17 protein-coding genes and 1 pseudogene are annotated in these 19,832 nt (G+C 44.4%); 14 read left to right on the top strand and 4 right to left on the bottom strand.

The window, feature by feature from the left end; genetic code table 11:
• Positions 1-6: 6 nt before the first annotated feature.
• Both hisIE and ADIS_RS22375 read left to right on the top strand, forming a co-directional pair.
• A complete protein-coding gene (hisIE, locus tag ADIS_RS13630; RefSeq protein WP_010855142.1) occupies positions 7-612 on the top strand; it encodes a bifunctional phosphoribosyl-AMP cyclohydrolase/phosphoribosyl-ATP diphosphatase HisIE in 606 nt (201 codons plus the stop codon).
• A gap of 1 nt (position 613) precedes the next feature.
• Positions 614-1,021 carry a gamma-glutamylcyclotransferase family protein gene (locus ADIS_RS22375; RefSeq protein WP_051113320.1) on the top strand — a complete coding sequence of 136 codons (408 nt, stop codon included), beginning with the start codon at positions 614-616 and terminating at the stop codon, positions 1,019-1,021.
• A gap of 28 nt (positions 1,022-1,049) precedes the next feature.
• Here ADIS_RS22375 and ADIS_RS13620 read toward each other — a convergent pair whose 3' ends face one another.
• Entirely contained in the window at positions 1,050-2,372 is a 1,323-nt protein-coding gene (locus tag ADIS_RS13620) for a S41 family peptidase (RefSeq protein WP_035806121.1), read from the bottom strand.
• A gap of 188 nt (positions 2,373-2,560) precedes the next feature.
• On the opposite strand from ADIS_RS13620, the gene ADIS_RS13615 reads away from it, so the two are divergent.
• From ADIS_RS13615 to ADIS_RS13600, 4 genes are all read left to right on the top strand, one after another.
• The gene (locus ADIS_RS13615; RefSeq protein WP_010855138.1) at positions 2,561-3,217 is read left to right on the top strand and encodes a TetR/AcrR family transcriptional regulator; all 657 of its coding nucleotides are present in this window, start codon (positions 2,561-2,563) and stop codon (positions 3,215-3,217) included.
• Positions 3,218-3,219: 2 nt separating this feature from the next.
• Positions 3,220-4,539, top strand: a complete 1,320-nt coding sequence (locus ADIS_RS13610) for an ABC1 kinase family protein (RefSeq protein WP_035806119.1) — start codon at positions 3,220-3,222, stop codon at positions 4,537-4,539.
• Positions 4,540-4,719: 180 nt separating this feature from the next.
• The gene (locus tag ADIS_RS13605) at positions 4,720-5,916 is read left to right on the top strand and encodes a hypothetical protein (protein WP_051113319.1); all 1,197 of its coding nucleotides are present in this window, start codon (positions 4,720-4,722) and stop codon (positions 5,914-5,916) included.
• Positions 5,917-5,923: 7 nt separating this feature from the next.
• Positions 5,924-7,564 (top strand): hypothetical protein, encoded by a 1,641-nt coding sequence (locus tag ADIS_RS13600; RefSeq protein ID WP_155907454.1) that lies wholly within the window; start codon positions 5,924-5,926, stop codon positions 7,562-7,564.
• Positions 7,565-7,586: 22 nt separating this feature from the next.
• Here ADIS_RS13600 and ADIS_RS13595 read toward each other — a convergent pair whose 3' ends face one another.
• Positions 7,587-8,648 carry a serine hydrolase domain-containing protein gene (locus tag ADIS_RS13595; RefSeq protein ID WP_010855134.1) on the bottom strand — a complete coding sequence of 354 codons (1,062 nt, stop codon included), beginning with the start codon at positions 8,646-8,648 and terminating at the stop codon, positions 7,587-7,589.
• 330 nt (positions 8,649-8,978) lie between these two features.
• Between ADIS_RS13595 and ADIS_RS13590 the strand changes: the two genes are divergently transcribed.
• The 6 genes from ADIS_RS13590 (at position 8,979) to ADIS_RS13565 (ending at position 16,821) form a co-directional block, all read left to right on the top strand.
• A complete protein-coding gene (locus ADIS_RS13590; RefSeq protein ID WP_010855132.1) occupies positions 8,979-10,622 on the top strand; it encodes a sodium/sugar symporter in 1,644 nt (547 codons plus the stop codon).
• Between the two features lie 19 nt (positions 10,623-10,641).
• A complete protein-coding gene (locus tag ADIS_RS13585) occupies positions 10,642-12,129 on the top strand; it encodes a xylulokinase (RefSeq protein ID WP_010855131.1) in 1,488 nt (495 codons plus the stop codon).
• A 43-nt stretch (positions 12,130-12,172) separates the two neighbouring features.
• Positions 12,173-13,486, top strand: a complete 1,314-nt coding sequence (gene xylA, locus ADIS_RS13580; RefSeq protein WP_010855130.1) for a xylose isomerase — start codon at positions 12,173-12,175, stop codon at positions 13,484-13,486.
• Between the two features lie 399 nt (positions 13,487-13,885).
• Complete coding sequence (locus ADIS_RS13575; RefSeq protein ID WP_010855128.1) at positions 13,886-14,965, top strand: glycosyltransferase family protein; 1,080 nt, start codon at positions 13,886-13,888, stop codon at positions 14,963-14,965.
• Positions 14,962-15,744, top strand: a complete 783-nt coding sequence (rfbF, locus tag ADIS_RS13570; RefSeq protein ID WP_010855127.1) for a glucose-1-phosphate cytidylyltransferase — start codon at positions 14,962-14,964, stop codon at positions 15,742-15,744. The genes ADIS_RS13575 and rfbF overlap by 4 nt, the downstream gene beginning before the upstream one ends.
• Before the next feature lie 3 nt (positions 15,745-15,747).
• The gene (locus tag ADIS_RS13565; protein ID WP_238325435.1) at positions 15,748-16,821 is read left to right on the top strand and encodes an NAD-dependent epimerase/dehydratase family protein; all 1,074 of its coding nucleotides are present in this window, start codon (positions 15,748-15,750) and stop codon (positions 16,819-16,821) included.
• A gap of 62 nt (positions 16,822-16,883) precedes the next feature.
• Here ADIS_RS13565 and ADIS_RS13560 read toward each other — a convergent pair whose 3' ends face one another.
• Both ADIS_RS13560 and rfbC read right to left on the bottom strand, forming a co-directional pair.
• Positions 16,884-18,176 carry an NAD(P)H-dependent oxidoreductase gene (locus tag ADIS_RS13560; RefSeq protein WP_010855125.1) on the bottom strand — a complete coding sequence of 431 codons (1,293 nt, stop codon included), beginning with the start codon at positions 18,174-18,176 and terminating at the stop codon, positions 16,884-16,886.
• Positions 18,177-18,186: 10 nt separating this feature from the next.
• Positions 18,187-18,717 carry a dTDP-4-dehydrorhamnose 3,5-epimerase gene (gene rfbC, locus ADIS_RS13555; RefSeq protein ID WP_010855124.1) on the bottom strand — a complete coding sequence of 177 codons (531 nt, stop codon included), beginning with the start codon at positions 18,715-18,717 and terminating at the stop codon, positions 18,187-18,189.
• 373 nt (positions 18,718-19,090) lie between these two features.
• Here rfbC and ADIS_RS13550 point away from each other — a divergent pair.
• Positions 19,091-19,522 (top strand): annotated as a pseudogene (locus tag ADIS_RS13550) (Mov34/MPN/PAD-1 family protein); the annotation flags it as partial.
• Between the two features lie 6 nt (positions 19,523-19,528).
• Positions 19,529-19,807 (top strand): MoaD/ThiS family protein, encoded by a 279-nt coding sequence (locus ADIS_RS13545; RefSeq protein ID WP_010855122.1) that lies wholly within the window; start codon positions 19,529-19,531, stop codon positions 19,805-19,807.
• Positions 19,808-19,832 lie beyond the last annotated feature (25 nt).

The raw sequence follows: 19,832 nt of genomic DNA, 5'->3' as shown, positions 1-19,832 counted from the left end.
AGCATTATGGATGATTGGAACATAGATTTTGAAAAGACGGATGGACTGGTACCCGCCATTGTACAGGATGCCACGACCAAGCAGGTACTTATGCTTGGGTATATGAATCAGGAGGCATTGCAAAGGACCAAGGAAACAGGAAAGGTTACCTTTTTTAGTCGTACTAAAGAGAGGCTATGGACAAAGGGCGAGACTTCCGGTAATTTTTTGAATGTACGCGAAATACTGCTTGACTGTGACAGGGATACGTTATTGGTGTATGCAGATCCGGTTGGCCCTGTGTGCCATACAGGGGCAGATACCTGCTTTTCAGAGGTTAATCGATCGAAAACCTATTTCATTGATCACCTTAGAGCAATCATAAAAGACCGTAAAAATAGGCCTTCGGACAGTTCTTACACCGCATCCTTATTTGCGAAAGGCATCAACAAAGTTGCCCAAAAAGTAGGTGAGGAGGCAGTGGAGATCGTCATTGAATCCAAAGATGACAACAAGGAGTTGTTCTTGGGAGAAGCAGCTGATTTGTTGTTTCATTACTTGGTTCTTTTGGAAGCAAAGGGATACGAGCTGGATGAAGTGATGCAGGTACTATTGGATCGACATCAAAAATAGCATGGAATACCTTTTTGTATATGGAACCCTTCGCCGTGATTTTGGTCACCCGATGGGTGAGATGCTGAACTCAGAGGCCAATTTTTTTTGTATGGGCAAGGTTGAGGGATGGCTTTACGACCTTGGCGAATACCCTGGTTTGCAGATACAGCACCAATGCCAAGAATGGGTCGTAGGCGATATCTACCGGAAAGAATTCATGGAGCATCTTTTGGCCGTTTTAGACGAGTATGAAGGGGTTTCGGATAGTTATAGTCCTGAGTTTCCTTACAAACGAAAAAAAACAAACGTATTTCTGGAGAAGGGAACCCTGAGTGATGTGTGGGTATACGTATACCAAGGAAATACCCATGGTTTGAAGCCTATACCAAAAGGTGATTACTTGGACTACCTGAAAAGAAACCGCTGAGCCAGGTGCCTAGTTTCGAAGGAATCGATCAGTAAGCGGGAAACTCCTTCAACAGCCCATTGAAGTTGTCGATCATTGCCCATCCATGGTCTTTGTAGCTCTGCCTCGCCTGAGGCCCTACGCTACCAAACTGAAGATAATCCAAGGCAGCCCTGAGTCTGGGATCCTGTTGGTTCCCCCAGTTTTTTGAAACGTCGTCCCCCGCAAGAAATTGGGGTGAAAAACCGCCAAAATACTCTGCTTTGCCATTCGCGTTTGCTATGGCAAACGTAATTGGGACCAGTTCGACGTCATTGGCTGACAGGGTATTGTTAAACCGCGAAAGTGGGAAAGAGCCAACCGGTTTTCCAAACGTATTTTCACCAATAATGACCGTTTCCATGTAGGGTTCAAGGCAATTGATGATCAACTCACTTGCGGATGCGGAACCTCTTGAGGTGAGAAACAGAATTCGATTCAATTCCAGGTTTCCCGTTTTCTTAAAATTTTGGGACTCGTTTAAGTTGGATTTGGAATCATTGAGTGCGTTGGTATACATCAATTTCCCATCGTGGATTCCGGGGATCAGCGCATTCATTATCTGTTCGGCTACGTCCACCGATCCGCCGCCATTGTAACGGAGGTCGATAACCAATTCAGAAATCTGGGCCTCCTCAAAAAAAGCCAAGGCGTCTTCCACCTCCACGCTCTTGGTCGGCGTCACTCCGCGCGTAGCCCTAAAGCTATTATACACCCAATATCCTACTTGTTTTTCATCTATTTTGATGATCTCTTTGTGCAGTACAGAATTGGTTTGGTATTCTGTTTTGCCAATTCTTCTGGTTATTTCAGACCCGTCTGGCAACTTCAGTACAAATGTATTTTGAATGTCGGAAGTGTTTGGACCCAATTGAAGGTTGTAGCCATTTCCAGATCGATAGGAGGATGTTGGCCTCCCGTTGACGCCAACAATTTCCCAACCTCGTTGCCATCCATCCTTTCCGGCGGGCGATTCATTATAAACGAAGGATACAAACAGGCGATCGTCCAAACCAATGGCTATCCCAAAGCCGTGCCCCGCCTGCTGCCCCGTAAACGCTCTATTAAACTCCTGCGGGGTGGTAATATAGGACCATTCATCCAGTTGGGTGTACATCATGCTTCGCAGCAAACTTTGATAGGATGTATGCTGATCTATGTTTATTCCTGTGGGTATAAGATGGTTCCAAAAATACCATTCATTCATACTTGAGTAAATGGCTTCTTTGACCCGCTTGAATCGAACCTCCGGCAATTCCTCATCTTGCGTACATGAGGCGGAAGCCATCAACGTAATAAAAAGTAGTTTAGGTAATAGTCCCCGAATCCGCATACCTGCCAGGAGTTTAATTTTACTAATAAACGCAAAAAAGATGGAAAATGGTTTACCTTTTTCAAAATCAAACGACGATTTGGTGTTTTGGTATTCCAGATGCATCCGAGAAAATAATTAACAACAAATCAAAAACCTCCTCAAAGGTTATTTTGTTACCTAGGTGTGATTGAAAACAACAAACAGGGATGACAGAAGCAAAGAAAAACAGCGGTGATAAAAAGCAACTGATATTAGAGGAGTATATTAGCTATATTCTTGAGAACGGTAAAGAACCCAGCTCAGTGTTTAAGTTCGCAAAAGGGCTTAAAATGAAAGAAGGGGAATTTTATCAGTTTTTCACCTCTTTTGAAGCGATAAAAGAATCGGTATGGGAGATTCTGTTTGATAAAACGATTAAAGAACTCCAAAGCCAGGAAGTATATCCGGGGTATTCTTCCAGGGAAAAATTGCTTGGTTTCTTTTACACTTGGCTGGAGGAGTTGAAGGGAAAGCGGAGCTACCTACTTAGCGTTTACAGTGGGAGGATGAAAGAAAGAAATCCTTTTATGACCGAAATGAAATCCTTTAAAGAGAAGTTTAAATCTTTTGCAAGGGACATTGTGTTGGAGGGGAAAGAGACGGATGAAATTGCAGACCGGCCATTTATCACCGACCGATATGACGAGGCACTGTGGTTACAGGTTATGTTTGTTTTCCAGTTTTGGATGCGCGATACGTCGCCGGCGTTTGAAAAGACAGACGCAGCTGTAGAAAAGTCAGTCAATCTAGCTTTTGACCTTATGGGGAAAAGTGCGGTTGACAGTTTTGTCGACTTTGCCAAATTCTTATACCAATCTAAATGAGCATGGCCAATACATTAAAGGAACAGAGTAGTATTCCCGTATCGAAGGTTCAGAGGGCTGCTAAATTTTTGAAAACAGGGGCCAAGGTAGGGGGAAACTACGTGAAGCACTATGCTCAAAAAGTGGTAAATCCTTCTCTGAGTAAGGATCAACTCCATAAGGAAAATGCCGAGGATATATATGATTCGCTCAGTGAACTAAAAGGATCTGCACTGAAAGTTGCCCAGATGATGGCTATGGATAAAAATATGCTGCCGACTGCCTATCAGGATAAATTTACCATGGCGCAGTACAGTGCTCCTCCATTGTCCTATCCACTGGTAGTGAAGACCTTCAAACAGTTTTTTGACCAATCGCCGGATCAACTGTTCGACAGTTTTACCCAGACAGCCGTGAATGCGGCATCCATCGGACAAGTACATCAGGCCACAAAGGGCGAGCGGGTATTTGCCGTAAAGATCCAGTATCCAGGTGTAGCGTCCAGTGTTCGGTCGGACTTAAAACTTGTCAGACCCTTTGCCCTGAGGCTTCTTAATATGAACGAACGTGAGCTCGACCATTACATGGAAGAAGTGGAAGAAAAGCTCCTAGAAGAGACGGATTATGAACTTGAGATGCAGAGGGGTGCCGAGATTGCTTCCGCCTGTAGCCATATTCCGAATTTGGCATTTCCCACCTATTACCAAGAAATGAGTAGTCCGAGGGTTATTACTATGGATTGGATGAATGGGTTGCACATTAGGGAATGGCTTCAGACCGACCCGACACAGGAGCAAAAAAATCTGGTCGGCCAGGCTATGTGGGACTTTTACCATCACCAGGTTCACGAAATGCAGCAGGTGCACGCGGATCCCCATCCGGGCAACTTCATTATTCAGCCCGATGGTCGGCTTGCGATAATTGACTTCGGATGTGTAAAAGTAATCCCGGAGGATTTCTATACAGGGTATTTCTCGCTTATAAAAAAGGATCTTTTGATCAATCAAGAGGAACTGGATCAGGTTTTTGTTGATTTGGAATTTATTTCCAACAAAGACAGTATCGAGGAACAGGCTTACTTTAAAGGTGTTTTTAGGGAGATGATCCACCTTCTGGGGAGACCGTTTCATGTGGATAGTTTCAACTTTGCGGACGACGGTTATTTTCAGGAGATATTCCAGTTGGGCGATCGTATTTCCAATGACAATATGTTTAGAAAGTCCAAACAGGCCAGGGGGTCGAAACACGGGCTTTATGTTAACCGTACGTATTTTGGGCTTTATAATCTACTGAATCAGTTGAGAGCGGAGGTCGTTACTACCAAGCCCGCTTGGTTGGCCTAATCGGTAGTGGTATGGGAACAATTTGTGGGTAATTAAACTAAGCGAGGGGCCTATGAGGCCCCTTCGTTTTTTGATAATCCGGTAGTCTTTTTATAATTGGCGTTCGTATTTCTTTTGATGTTGGTACGCCAGCCTTATCTTTAGTCTTTGTAATCAATCGTACTATAACTGAATACTAGTATGTCTCAAACCGCTGTGATGCCCCCTATTGTGGAGCCAGTTAGCCATTCGGCGCGGTCAGTTTCAATCCCAGCCTATGTCTACGCTTCGGTTTTTGCCAGCTTGTGTATTGCTGTCGGCTTATTGTGGGACATTTCCTGGCATATGAGCGTTGGGAGGGATGGCCTTTTTTCGCCCCCCCATCTATCCATGTATTTGGGAGCAGTGATTGCTGGCGTTTTCTCCGGAATTAAGGTTTTAAAAACAAGCTTTTTTTCTTCTGAGGAGGAGAAACAAGCCAGTATTCCTTTTTGGGGCATATTCCATGGATCGTTGGGAGCCCTTTTTTGTATTTGGGGCGCGTTTGCCATGCTGACATCAGCACCTTTTGATGATTGGTGGCACAATACGTACGGATTGGATGTCAAGATTCTATCTCCCCCTCATTTGGTGTTGGGATTGGGTATGATGATGATTCAGTTTGGGGCTATGGTGAGTGTACTGGCAGTGCAAAACAACTTGAAGGGTACGGTGTCCACCAAAACCAGGAACCACCTTAGGTGGCTGTTTGCATTGTCCGCTGGCTTTGTGTTGGTAATGGTTTACACGATTATTTCCGAGTTTTTCTTTGTCAACCGTTTGCATGGCGTGACGGCATACAAGGTAGCAGCCGTTGTTTTTCCTTTGTTGATTGTTCCGGTATCCTATGCCTCCCCGTTTCGGTGGGGAGGGACAGTGATGGCACTGTGCTACATGGGGTTGATGGCAGCCATGGTATGGATCTTGCCGCTATTTCCTGCAGAGCCTAAATTAAGCCCTGTTTTTAACCATATTACACGGTTTCAGCCTTATCACTTTCCTCTATTATTGGTTTTCCCGGCTTTGGCGATCGATCTGGTGATGCAGAGAAGTCGTGAAATAAATAAGTGGGTACTCGCAGCCTTGCTATCTCTGGTTTTTTTGGCCGCATTTGTTCCGTTACAGTGGTATTTTGCTGAATTCCTGAACACCGAGGCTGCAAGAGGTTGGTTTTTTGGGCGCTTTTCTTGGCCTTACAGCAGCTCTCCCGACTGGAGCTATCGCTATGACTTTCATCCAAATTACACTTCTTCCGGATTGGGTTTGATAAAGGGTTTGGCACTGGCAGGGGTTTTGGGTCTCCTGAGTGCGCGGATTGCGTTGGCCTGGGGTAATTGGATGGGACAGATAAAGCGGTAAACTAATTATGCGGAAATTCAATAAGTTAACCCATTTAGTGGGTGTATTCATTTATCTTGTCTGTAGTAGTCATGTAGGGAGTCCAGGAGTTGTGTTTGAGGGACTGCTTGGCTCCCACCGCATGCTGGCACATATTGAGCCCCCCGATGTGATTCCGGGAATTGCCTTGGTCACGGTGGTTTTGCCGGATAATCCAACGGGGGTTTCGTTAGAAGCCAAGCCGGTGTATTGGTCGGTCGGACTGGATGGCACCCCAACTTCTGATCCGCTCCTACCCGTGAAAGGGGAGCCTGGTAAATATCAATTGGAGCTTTGGTTTATGGGTTCAGGTGCCTCTAGCGTGCACGTAAGTATGAAAGAGGAAGACCAGCAGTATGATGCTACGATTCCGATCTTGGCTATGCCAACGGCACAAAAGGATATGCCTTTGGGATTGGGGATCGTACTCAGCCTATTGGGCCTGTTTCTGGTTGTTTTGATGGTTACCATCGTGATGGCATCAGTGGGAGAGAGCCTTATTTCTGTGGGCGAGAAACGCTCTACGCCTACCCGTCGAAAATGGCTGGGCTTAGCGGTGGGTACACTGTCGATGGTGTTGATTTTGTGGGGGGGCAAAAACTGGTGGGACAGTGAAGCCGCAGGTTATCAGCGAAATATTTACAAACCTATACAGGGGATGGCCGATTTCCTTGTCATTGAAGAGGTACCTTTTCTCGATTTGAAAATTGATCCAAAGGAATTGGGCCAGGGGGGGAGTTCTCGAAAGATGGGTTACCTGATCCCAGATCATGGCAAGTTGATGCATCTATTTCTCGTTAAAAAGGGGGGATTAGAGGTTTTTGCCCACCTTCACCCTCAGCGGTTGGATTCGCTTCACTTTAGGACGGTACTTCCGGAGCTTCCTGCGGGCGACTATCATGTTTTTGCGGACATCACCCGATTTACAGGTTTTGCTGAAACCATCGTAGCAGATCTTTCTGTACCTGAATCTCGGGGGTTTCGATTAGCTTCCTACACTGGATCATTGGGAGCTGATGACTCTTTTCTGATAACAAATCCCATTAAGTCGGAGGTCGCCACACTTGACAGTGATTTTTTACTTTGTGGCATGCCTGGGGTAAGGGTAGAATTGGGTGATGGCTACGAGGCCATTTGGGAATCTAATGTAGATCGGTATGAAGCCCGGCGCTTGCACGAGTTGACCTTTGCGCTCTTCGACCCGCATGGGGAGGCTGCTGTATTGCAGCCCTACTTAGGTATGATGGGCCATGCGGTGGTGATGAAACATGATGGCTCGGTATACATCCACTTGCATCCAACCGGTAATTATTCCATGGGAGCTCAAGAGGCCATGGTCAATCGGTTTAAAACCCGAAAGCAGGGATATACAGGTATTCCCTCTGGCATAACTTTCATGGATAGTATCGATTCGGTAATAGATTGGCTTGACGCGATGCCAGAGACTGAGCGGGACAGTTTGTTGATGGGGGAAATGGTTCATCCGGTAATCACAGACGGTGAACATGAAACTCACCAGATCGTTAGGTTTCCCTATGCGTTTCCGGAACCTGGATCCTATCGGGTATGGGTTCAGGTCAAGATAGACGGAAGGGTCAGACAGGCAGCCTTTGATGTAGAGGTGGTCTAATTTCAGACCAATCGGCGTTTGGTCACGGGATTAATTTAGCTAGCATTCTGACGATTATTTTTGGGAGATCCCGCCGAAGCACTTGATTCGTCGACCCTGTGAAGAAAAGTTTTTTTTCGGTATCGTAGATCGCAAAGGCTCCCGTTCCAGATACTTTGCCGATCATCGGTGCGCCATCGGTTATTAAGTTGAGGAATTTCTTTTGCGAGTATTTTTCAATCCCCAATCCACGCTCTAACATAGGCGATTCGGGTACCCATTCCCTCGATAGCGGGATTAATTCGGGAGGAAATAGGTGACCGTGAAAAAAGGCACGCAATAGCGACATGGTATCTTGGGCACTGCTCACCATACTGCCTGGGAAACCGAAAGAGGTCAACAATTGATAGCTTTTGATTTCCTTCTCCTCAAAAAATAATGTACTGGGAGTTCGGTCGTGAGGATCGGAGTAGAGGTAGGTCTGGGAAAACCCCAAAGGTCGATTTTGAAACTCCTCTACGAGTGCCCCGATCCTTTTTCCGGAAGATTTCTCTAAGACAAGTACTTGAAGAAAGGTATTCGTAAATGAGTGGACAGCGTTTTTTGGATTGACAGGTGATTGGATAGGCTTCAGTTTACCGGATTGGTTAAGGTAGGTGTCCGTTTTAAGAACGTGGTCATCATCTTTGGAAATAAGCTCATAGAATGAGTTTTTTTTACCAACCGTTGTGAAAAGGTCGGGAAGTCCGGATGTATGGTTGAAAAGCTGCTTTATCGTAATTTTTTCGAATAGGTCTTTCTTTGGCCAAGGGTTCAGTGAAATGCTGAGGTTTTCAGGCAAAAGATTGTAAATGGGACTGTCTAGATCTAGCTTTCCCCTTGCTTGAAGTTTCAGCACTAGGGCCGCCAAATGTAATTCCGTCAGTTCACCGATAAAAAAGGGTTGGTTAATTTCCATATATTCCGATGCGGCAGCCCACGAAAAATCGTTTCCTAGGTCCCCATGAATTTGGATTGCAGCGGCTTTTAGTTTGTGTTCCCGTACTAGCTGCTGCCAGGCATTGCTTAAAGCTTTGCTAGTATCGATTTCTGATGCCCCTCCCATGATAATAAGCTTTTCAATGTTAAATATACTTATTGCTTCGGATTTACCCTTCCCAATGTTCGAATGAATTAGCTATATGACCGGGGAATTCCGTGAAATCCAGGCAAAGGGGGGGATTGTCTATAAAACCTTTGGGGTTTTTGTTTTTGTTGCTCGAAGTAAGATGCCTGATGGCAGAGGTCGGAGTCTTCCTATTTATCAATGCCCTCCATTACTTTTTGAATTTCCTGTTTTCCTAAACACTTAATTCGCTATATTGCAGGCCGTATTTTCACGCTGCAACCGATTGCTTTGCCGAGATTATAAACCCATAAACATTTTAAACCATTCATGAATTTCACCTCATTAGACCTCACCATCTTTGTTGGATACTGTCTTCTGATCATTTTGATGGGCTATTTTGTGTCCCGTGAAAAGAAAGGACATGTCAAAAATTCCAATGATTATTTTCTTGCTTCGAAGGCGCTGCCATGGTGGGCCGTCGGCGCATCGTTGATTGCATCGAATATTTCTGCTGAGCAGTTTATTGGTATGTCCGGCTCGGGGTATGCGTTAGGCCTGGCTATTTCGACCTACGAATGGATGGCTGCCGCGACCTTGATTATTGTCGCTATTTTCTTTCTTCCCATATACCTCAAGGAGGGTATCAGCACGATGCCTCAGTTTTTGCTAAAACGATACGATAGTAGAGTCCGCACCACCATGGCCATATTTTGGTTGCTGGTTTATGTGTTTGTGAACCTTACGTCGGTTCTTTATCTGGGAGCCCTAAGTTTAAACACCATTTTAGGGGTGCCGCTTGGGTATGGCATTGCCGGCTTGGCGGTTTTTGCCATGCTTTATTCCATTTACGGTGGTCTGAAAGCGGTAGCTTGGACCGATGTGATCCAAGTGTTTTTCCTGGTGGCAGGCGGCCTTGCTACTACTTACTTGGCCTTGAATATCGTTGGAGATGGCGATGTATGGGGTGGATTTATGGCACTTATCAAGCAGGCACCCTCTCATTTTAAGATGATCATTTTCGAGGGAGAAATGATGATCCCCGACGGGGCAGGAGGAGAGAGGGATGCTTACTTGGACTTACCAGGACTGAGCGTTTTGATTGGAGGGATGTGGGTTGTCAACCTCAATTACTGGGGTTTTAACCAATACATAACCCAACGTGCACTAGCCGCAAAATCGCTCAACGAAGCCCAAAAAGGGATGGTGTTTGCTGGGTTTTTAAAGCTGTTAATGCCGTTGATTGTGGTGATTCCAGGTATAGCAGCTTATGTGATTGTTAGGGAGGGTTTTGATACATCCTTTATCCAGTCCATGACAGACCCGGAGGTTGGCATTATAAAATCCGACCGTGCCTATCCAACGTTGCTTCAGCTGCTGCCCACAGGGTTAAAGGGTTTGGCATTTGCAGCACTGACAGCAGCCATTGTATCTTCCCTTGCATCTATGGCCAACAGTACTTCTACCATATTTACACTTGATATCTACAAGAGTTTCTTCGACACCAAAGCCAGTGAGAAAAAACAGGTGCGTGTCGGTAGGATTACCGCAGTAGCGGCTTTTTTCCTAGCAGCGTTGGTAGCGCCGGCGTTAAGGCAATTGGACCAGGCTTTTCAATATATCCAAGAGTACACCGGCTTCGTATCACCGGGGGTTTTTGCCATATTTATATTTGGCTTCTTCTGGAAGAAAACTACCTCAAATGCGGCATTGACTGCGGCGGCACTTACCATTCCCCTGTCCACGCTGTTTAAGTTTATGGTACCGGGACTTCCCTTCATAGACCGGATGGGTGTTGTGTTTTTGATAATTTCTGTGGTAATAATTGGAGTAAGCCTGTACGAAGGTAAAGGCAAGGATCATCCAAACGGAATTGAAATCACACCTGATTTGTTTACGACGAGTACCAAATTTAAAATTGGAGCGATTTTGATTGCGGGTATACTTGCCGCACTCTATACTGTTTTTTGGTAGTCAAACGAATTTACTACTTATGAGAGATTTATTGATTGGATACGATATTGGCAGTTCGTCGGTTAAAACCACCCTATTGGATGCTAAAACGGGTAAGGTCGTTGTTTCTGCCACGCTGCCTGGAGAAGAGATGGTCATTGCCTCTCCAGAGCCCGGCTGGGCGGAGCAAGATCCGATGATGTGGTGGAGATATATTCAGGAAACCACTCAACTAATTAAGAAAAAAGCTGACCTCAAACCGGGAGAAGTATTGGGTATTGGTATATCCTACCAGATGCATGGCCTGGTAATGGTTGATAAGGATAGAACGTTGATTCGACCCTCTATCATTTGGTGCGATAGCCGAGCGGTAGCGATAGGTAACAAGGCGTTTCAAGACCTCGGAGAATCCTATTGCTTACAGCGACTATTGAATTCCCCCGGGAATTTTACAGCCTCTAAACTTCGCTGGGTCAAGGAAAATGAGCCCCACCATTTTGATCGCATTGATAAGATCATGTTGCCCGGAGATTTCATAGCCATGAAGCTCACCGGAGAAATATTGACGTCCGAGACTGGGTTGTCGGAGGGAATATTCTGGGATTTCCAGCAAAATGCGGTATCGGATCCGCTGATGGATTACTATGGGCTGCCAAAATCGGTTCTTCCGGCTTCCGTTTCTTCTTTTAGCCACCAGGGCAAGCTCAGTCAGGCCGCATCTGAACTATTGGGTCTAGAGGCCAATATCCCCGTGACTTACCGAGCAGGCGACCAGCCCAATAACGCATTTTCCTTAAACGTTCTCGAAGAGGGGGAGCTGGCGACGACGGCAGGCACCTCGGGCACCGTATATGGCGTAAGTACGCGGCCGGTATATGATCCTGCCAGCCGGGTGAATACCTTTGTTCATGTCAATCACCGGAAAGAAAGTCCCCACTATGGTGTACTACTCTGCGTAAATGGGACGGGCATTTTAAATAGCTGGATAAAACGGTTGATTGGTGGAAATAGTATTAGCTATGAGGAAATGAACCAGTTGGCCGGGGAAGTACCCATAGGATCCGAGGGGCTGAGCTTTATCCCCTTTGGCAACGGCGCTGAACGAATAATGGAAAACAGACAAGTGGATGCCCATTTGCAAGGCCTTAACCTGTTAAAGCACGACAAAAGACACGTGATGCGTGCGGGTCAGGAGGGTATCGTTAGTGCGCTGACCTTCGGCTTTAACATTATGAAGGGCATGGGACTGAATCTCAAGACGGTAAAAGCGGGAAGGGCCAACATGTTCCTAAGTCCGATTGTTAGAGAGGCCTTTGTCAATATGAATGATGTGGTGCTTGAGCTTTACGATACGGACGGAGCCCAGGGTGCTGCCAGAGGCGCAGGCATAGGACTTGGCTATTACGCCAACAGCCAGGAAGCGTTCGTTGGATTGGAAAAGGTCTCCGAGCTACAACCCAAAGAAGATCTTAAGGCATCCTATGGCGAAGTGTACCAAAAATGGGAACAGCGTCTTCAAAAGTTGTAAACTTATTTAAACCTAAACGAATATAAAATTAACTATTTGAACCATGTCAAAAACCTATTTTCCAAACATTGAAAAGATAAAATTTGAAGGAAAGGATTCCTCGAATCTATTGTCTTTTAAATATTACGATGAAAACCGGGTCATTGCTGGAAAGACCATGAAGGAACACTTTCGCTTTGCCATAGCTTATTGGCATTCCTTCTGCGGCACGGGCAACGACCCTTTTGGGCCGGGAACCATCCTCCGCGAATGGGATAGGTCTACGGATCCAATCCAGCGGGCCAAGGATAAAATGGATGCTGCATTTGAATTCATTGGAAAGATAGGAGCTCCTTTTTATTGTTTCCACGATGTGGATTTGATTGACGAGGGAGATACCATCGCCGAATACGAACGTAGAATGCAGATCATCACCGATTATGCATTGGAGAAGCAGAAAGAAACCGGAATTAAGCTACTTTGGGGTACTGCGAATGTATTCAGTAACCCCAGGTACATGAACGGAGCGGCTACCAACCCTGATTTTGAGGTAGTGACCCGCGCGGCCACGCAAGTGAAAAACTCCATCGATGCGACGATCAAATTGGGTGGGGAAAATTACGTGTTCTGGGGAGGCAGAGAGGGATATATGTCGCTGTTGAATACCGATATGAAGCGGGAAACGGAGCACTTGGCCCAGTTTTTGACGATGGCGCGGGATTATGCCAGGAAGCAGGGATTTAAAGGTACCTTTCTCATAGAGCCCAAGCCGATGGAGCCCACAAAGCATCAATATGACTACGATGCGGCAACGGTAATAGGGTTTCTCCGCCATTTTGGGTTGGACAAGGATTTCAAACTAAACTTGGAAGTGAACCATGCCACGCTGGCGGGGCATACTTTTCAGCATGAACTTCAGGTAGCCCAGGATGCTGGTCTTCTGGGCAGCATTGATGCAAACAGGGGTGATTATCAGAACGGTTGGGATACCGACCAGTTTGCCATTAACCTTCAAGAACTGACTGAATCCATGTTGGTGTTACTTCAGGGAGAAGGATTTACAACGGGTGGAGTGAATTTTGACGCCAAAATACGTCGTAATTCCACTGATCTGGAAGATCTTTTCCATGCACACGTCGGAAGCATGGATGCCTTCGCCCGTAGTTTGTTGATCGCCAACGATATCATGGAGAAGTCGCCGTACCTCGCCATGCGAAAGGAACGATATGCTTCTTTTGATTCGGGAAATGGCAAGGCTTTTGAAGATGGCAAGCTTTCTCTTGAGGATCTCCGTAGTTTAGCCTTGGAAATTGGCGAGCCAAAACAAATCAGTGGTAAGCAGGAGGTGTATGAGAATATTTTAAATCAATATATTTGATTCCTTTCAAAACAAAAAATCCCCGAAGTCAAGTAGATCGGGGATTTTTTTGTTTTTTGATCAACTATTTTTTACAGTGCAAAACCATAAAGGGGCCGGGAAGTGCTTTGCTTAGCCAAAGCTAAGATCCGTTTATTTCGCCTCTAAAGAGGTACGTTTGACTTTAGGCTTAAAAATTCTGCCTCTTATTGCTCGTTTAAAAATTTAAATTTGTTCTTGTAATTATTTACGAAAATTCCCGTCAATTTTTTCTTGGGCCCCCATTTACTTGTTTGATTTATTTGATAACTTTATACACAATATTGTGTATAATGTAACACGGTTAAAAAATTCTTCCGCCTGTTGGTCTGTTTTTGCTTGTTGTTTTTTATGAAGGTAGTTTTAGTCAACAATTATTCGATGGAGAAAGCTTATGATCTTTGGAAGAAGGGCATAAGTGGCAGTCAGCATGTTTGGGGTAAAATAGAAATAGAGCAGAAAGGAGGGGTAGAGGTGATCGTCTTTCCACACGAAAGACATCGGTGGATAAATAAAGTAGGTAAGCTTTTTGGTATTTCTCATCTCGACCAACAAATACGACTTCTATTGGAGCGGGACAATTTTGATATTATCTATGCTCCGTATTCAAAAGCCAATTTAAAGTTTCTACTATTTCTCAAGGTATTTGGCTTGTTTAGAAAACCAATGGTTGTGACCTTGCATCAGCCTTTCCTGACAAGAAATTCCAACCCGCTAAAAAGATACATTTCCAGATTGATTCTTAAACAATATGAGGCTTCTGTTTTTTTGAGTCAGCCTTTAATGGAAAGAACCATAAAGCGCCTTAATCTTGACTTACAGGAATGGAGGGATAGGTTTTCAGTGAGCCAATGGGGTCCAGATATTGTTTACTTGGAGAAATATTGTAAAAATAGACTACCATTTGAGGAGTGCGAGTACTTCATGTCGGCAGGCCACACCGACCGGGATTTCGAAACGCTCATTGACGCTTTTCGGGGTTTGCCTTACCAATTGAAAATCTTTTGTACACCTACATCAATTCCTTCTACCACAGATATTCCACCCAATGTGGAAGTTGATTGGTCCGTAACCTTGTCAAAGGATTTAATTCCTTTTTACCAAAAATCAATTGCTATATTGATCCCACTTAAGTTTCCAGATCATAAAGAAGGATGTCAGGGGATGACAAGTGTTCAGGACGTGTTGACATTTGGAAAACCGACCATAGTTACCAAAAATCAGTGCTTGAATGTACAAGTTGAAGAGGAGGGTATGGGTTATAGCGTAGGAATGTATGATGTTGAACAGTGGCGGGAAAAGCTTGAAATACTTGCATCAGAAAAGGAAAAATGGAATTCCTGTAGTGAAAACTCAGAAAGGGTTTTTGCCACAAAAATAAATTCAAAGGTTTTTGGTGACCATATGTGGGAGGTTTTTAGAAAAGTTTACAAAGGTAATGTGATAAGGAAAAAGCAATGAAGGCAGTTATATTGGCGGGTGGTTTTGGAACCCGTATCAGTGAGGAAAGTGCAGTTAGGCCAAAGCCAATGGTGCACATTGGTTCCCAGCCTATTCTATGGCACATTATGAAAATTTACTCCAGCCATGGGATAAACGAGTTTATTATTTGTTGTGGTTATAAGGGGCAAGTAATCAAGGAGTATTTCCTTAATTATGCTCATTTGAATGCCGATTTTACAATAGACTTGGTAAAAAACAGCATTTCGATTCATAAACCACAGCAAGAGCCTTGGAAAGTCACCTTGGTAGACACGGGTTTGGACACGATGACTGGTGGTCGCCTTAGGCGAGTTCGGGAATATATTGGAGACGAAACGTTCTGTATGACCTATGGCGATGGTGTATCAGATGTCGATATCACGGCCAGTATAGAATTTCACAAAAGCCAAAACTGTCCGGCTACGTTGACTGCTGTGCAGCAACCCGGTAGATTCGGAGCTTTTTTGTTGGGGGGAGAGGGAAACAGGGTTGGTAATTTTCGTGAAAAGCCCCAAGGTGACGGAAATGAATCTGCTATGATCAATGGAGGGTTTTTCGTTTTGGAACCTTCTGTTTTTGAATTGATTGAAGGAGATGATACGATATGGGAACGAGGCCCCATGGAGCACCTAGCGACAAATAACCAGTTGGCGGCCTTTGTACATCAAGGTTTTTGGCAAGCCATGGACTCGTTACGGGACAAGAATTATTTAGAAGAACTATGGAGTTCGGGAAATGCGCCATGGAGAACATGGTAATTTATGAATCGATTTAAATCAAAGAAGATGAAGGTATTGATCACAGGAAATATGGGCTATATCGGTCCTGTATTGGTGAGGCATTTGAAAATGACCCACCCTAATATTGAAATTGTAGGCTATGATATTGGCTATTTTGCCAATTGCTTGACAGGCGTGGATTACCTTCCCGAGGTGCTGGTAGATAAGCAGGTTTTTGGAGACGTTAGACACTTTCCTCCGGATTTGTTAGAGGGTGTGGATACCGTGATTAATCTAGCGGCTATCTCAAATGATCCTATGGGCAAAAACTACGAGGAGATCACCTATGACGTGAATCATAAAGCCTGTGTAGAAATTGCAAAAATGGCCAAACGTGCGGGGGTTCGTTCGTTCGTTTTCGCTTCCAGCTGTAGCATGTATGGTGCGGCGGAAGACTTTCCGAAAACCGAAGATAGTTCATTAAATCCATTGACCGCCTATGCAAAGTCAAAGGTGTTTTCGGAAAGAGACCTAGAACCCCTGGCTGATTCCTCCTTTGTCATAACCTGTTTACGTTTTGCCACTGCCTGTGGATTTAGCCAACGACTTAGACTTGACCTGGTGTTGAATGATTTCGTTGCGGGCGCAGTGGCAAGTAGAAAACTCGAAGTATTGAGCGACGGCTCCCCGTGGCGCGCCCTTGTACACGTAAAAGATATGTCCAAAGCCATGGAATGGGCGAGTTTCAGAACCCACGAAAATGGCGGTAACTTTCTTGCCGTGAATGTTGGGTCGAACTCATGGAATTACCAGATAAAGACCATAGCGGAAGCGGTTTCCGAAATCATCCCTGATGTTTCACTAAGTATCAATAAAGATGCCCCCGCTGATAAGAGATCCTATAAAGTGAACTTTGACTTGTTTTCCAAATTAGCACCAAACCATCAACCTGAGTTCGACTTAGTCAAAACAGTGAAGGAGTTGGAATCGGGACTAACCGAAATGAATTTTTCTGATACGGATTTTAGAAATTCAAACCTTATCCGTCTAAAAGTATTGAACAGGCTTCAAGAAGCATCGCTAATTGACAGCCAATTGGTTTGGAAACTGACTTAGGTCGGCCTCCAAACCAAATGATTATCAGTGGTTGTTTAATTAATGGGCCTTTCTTTGGGCCCTTATTTGTGGAAAAATACAGTCTGTTCTTTTCTCAATCGGTCTACCACACGATCTTTTGGGAGAATGACATCGTCGTAAGTCAGAACTTGATCTTTTGGGATGTCATGTTTAAGAATACATCCTTCAGCCAATCCAAGCGGTAACAAGTTTTCCTTCAGAGAGGTGTCTGAATTTTCACATAGGCCATAGGTCATATAGTGACCGATTCCGTCCAACGTAGTGCCGGCCGATAAGTCTGTTTTTGCAGTGGCAACTACATCCACGAGGTGCGCTTCTGGTGCAATAGCTGCGTCATGGAAAAGAACGGCCCTTGCCACGGTAATGGGAACTTCGAAATGGCATAGGTGATAGGGGTTGTAAAAGCAGTACAAAGGCCCTTCCCCAACTTTATAGAGATTAAGATAGTGTTTTTGGATTGGGTTTTCCATGGTACCCAACACAAATACACCTGGACCGGGACTGGCTCCTACGATATAATCTACTATGCCTGGTCCCTCTAACATGTCGGACAATGGATATTCATCGAGACAATCCCTGACATGTTTGCCCATTTCAACCGTGGGGCCATGCATGCCTCTTTTCGCCACCCGCATTCCGGTTGCGTTCGCTGTGATAGCCTGTTCAAAGGATATTTTGCTTCCGTCTGCAAATGAGGTAACCATCGCGGGGTTTTGTTTCCATTTTTTTGCAAAGCCCTCCTGCGTAGTGGGGTTTCGGTAGGGATCGTGAAGCCCTTTGATGTTGCCGCAAAGAACCGGCTTTAGACCGATTTGTTTAACAAACCTATACAAGTTAAGAGTAACGCCAGGTTGGTCGCCATCCGCATTTGTGAAAACCACTCCCTTTTGATCAGCATACACTTTCAGAATAGGGCCCACCGTTCCGTCGGTTTCGGCATTCATCATGATGATGTGCTTGCGGTTTTCGATGGCACTCAACGCAATCTGGCACCCTAACTCTACGGCACCGGTAACCTCAATAATGGCATCCAATCCTTCTGCCTCGCATAACAGAAAAGGGTTATTAGTCACCGCTTTTTTTCCGGAATGAATACACTGATTAAGTGATTCCAAGGTGTCAACCTGCTCTATATTTTCGCGCTGTGCGGACTGAAATACGTTTATCGCCTTGGATAGGGTTCTATTTGATATTACAGCCAATTCCATTCCGGGAGTAAAAAGTTCGATTTGCACGGCAATACCCTGCGCCATAAACCCTGCGCCTATCATTCCGACCTTTATTGGCCTGCCTTCAATATCCCTTTGTTTTAACGCGCTATCTACAATGATCATAAAAGAGAATTTATAGTTGATAAAAAGAGTGTGATTGGTCTTTTTCGGAAATCACCGAAATTGGGATTGGCAATTGTATTCCAAATTGCGGGTCATCCCATTTGATACCTCGTTCCGAAGCGGGGGTGTAAAATTGGGAAACCAGGTAGTTGACAGACGTGTTGTCTTCCAATGTGATAAATCCATGGGCAAAATCCTTAGGCACAAATAACATGCGTCCGTTAGCGGCAGAAAGCTCTACCCCAATCCATTTTTTATAGGTTGGAGAATCAGGTCTTAGGTCAATGATTACATCAAAGATTGCTCCCTGTGTGCATTGGACTAATTTAGTTTCCTGATAGGGTGCGATTTGATAGTGCATCCCGCGAAAAGTCCCGGTTTTTTTTGTAAATGACATATTTGCTTGGGCTACCTCCGAAATCAAACCATGTGCTTCAAGCTCCTTTCTACAAAAGGTTCTCGTGAAAAATCCCCGCTCGTCAAATAATCTTCTAGGCTCAATAATAAATGCGCCCTTTAACGTTGTTTCTTCAAAATTCATTTGTTTTTTTTTTAAACCTTTAAAATAGTAAGAAGGTGGTTTTGCGATAAAAGTGGTGGGCGTTGATTTTTCCTCCCCTCATCCTTCCATTATCCCGCATTAGCCAAGTAAATATCACAAATCCTTTTCAATCCGCAAAGTAAAAGACCCTCCAGCGAATGAAAAATATTTTGATATTTTCAACATCACCAGCCTGAAGCGTCGCTAATTTAATTTGGAGTTTTTTAGGGGGAAATAGCCTTTTTTTTTCGGCTTTTTATTGGGTATTTAGGGTCTCGTTTAGCTTAGGTTTCAATATCTCCAAATTAAGATATACATTTACTTGATGTTAAGATGGGAGTTTTATACCGGCTAGACGCAATATAGTTTATTCTCGCTACTTATGTTAAAAGTCTCAATGGCGCTTATGTCTAAACTGTCAATGCAACTTGAATATGTTTCGGATGAATCCTGTGGTTTTTTGTTGGGAACCACCTATTCTGACGGGGGAGGAGAGGTGCTTGAATTCATAGAAGTGGCAAATAGCGAGCAGTCAAACAAGAAGAATAGGTACCTAATTCATCCAACGGATTTTATTAAGGTTGAAAGAATGGCTTGTGAGGCGAATTTAGAAATAATAGGGGTTTATCACACCCACATCAACCAAGAGGCTCTTCTTTCTTCTACCGACAAGAAGTTTGCTTTTCCCCAATTTTTTTACTTAATTTTATCGATGGTTAATTTTAAATTCTCCCATGCGAGGTGCTGGCGAATGGATAATGAAGGGATTTTTAAAGAAATCCCCATTAATGTAGTAGATAAATAGAGTTTTATGGCAAGCGTTATTATTCCAACTCCTTTAAGAAAATTTACCGATAATACCGTACAGGTAGAAATCGAAGGTGAAACCGTAGCAGAAATTCTGGAGGGTTTGGTTTCCCTGTACCCTGGGCTCAAAACCTACCTTAGAACGGCTGATGGAAATTTGCCGTCATTTATCAATATTTTCGTTGATCAAGATGATATAAGAAGCCTTAAAATGGAGCAATCAGTTGTGAAAAATACTTCTGTTGTCAGCATTGTTCCTGCGATTGCTGGTGGCGGATTTTAGCTGAAAGGATTTGTTTTTGAACACC

The sequence above is a fragment of the Lunatimonas lonarensis genome (assembly GCF_000390185.1).
GTDB lineage: Bacteria > Bacteroidota > Bacteroidia > Cytophagales > Cyclobacteriaceae > Lunatimonas > Lunatimonas lonarensis.
The sequence above is the reverse complement of the archived record's forward strand: the minus strand, read 5'-3'. Positions and strand labels throughout refer to the sequence as shown.